This is a genomic window from Bradyrhizobium hipponense, assembly GCF_008123965.1.
GTDB lineage: Bacteria > Pseudomonadota > Alphaproteobacteria > Rhizobiales > Xanthobacteraceae > Bradyrhizobium > Bradyrhizobium hipponense.
Window position 1 is genome coordinate 1 of sequence record NZ_VSTH01000006.1, and the last position, 690, is coordinate 690.

A 690-nucleotide genomic window follows, 5' to 3' on the forward strand; every position below is an offset into this window, starting at 1 on the left:
GCGCTCGACGAGCGCCCGCGACCGGGCAAGGAGCCGGTGATCACGCCGGCGGCCAAGGCCTGGCTGGTGTCTCTGGCGTGCGACAAGGCCAACGAGCATGGCTATCCACACGAGTTGTGGACGACGCGGCTGCTGGCCCGCCATGCCCGCGAGCACGGACCAGAGGCCGGACATCAATGTCTCGCCCGTCTGGTTCAGGGCACGGTGTGCAAGCTTCTCGGTCAGGAGGAAATCAAGCCGCACAAGGTGCGCTACTATCTTGAAAACCGCGACGCCGAGTTCGAGCAGAAGATGGCGGAGGTTCTGTATGTCTATCGCGAGGTCCAGGTCCTGAAAAAAACCGCCGCCCGGTCGAAGAAATCGGACAAACCGGTCGCGATCGTCTCCTACGACGAGAAGCCGGGGATCCAGGCCATCGCGACGACAGCGCCGGATCTGCCGCCAGTGCCGGGCGTGCATGCGACCTTCGCGCGCGATCATGAGTACAAACGTCACGGCACGCTCAGCCTGTTGGCGGGGATTGACCTGCTCACCGGGAAGGTCCACGCGCTCGTCAAAGACCGCCACCGCAGCCGAGAGTTCATCGAATTCCTCAAGCTCCTCGATGCCGCCTATCCGGCCAGGACCGCGATCAAGTTGATCCTCGACAACCATTCCGCACACATCTCGCGAGAAACCAGAGCCTGGCTC

Annotated in this window: 1 protein-coding gene; it reads left to right on the plus strand. The window is 63.2% G+C overall.

Annotation, left to right across the window (positions count from 1 at the left end):
* A partial coding sequence (locus FXV83_RS00570) for an IS630 family transposase (protein WP_148736742.1) occupies window positions 1-690 on the plus strand: 690 nt, incomplete at both ends.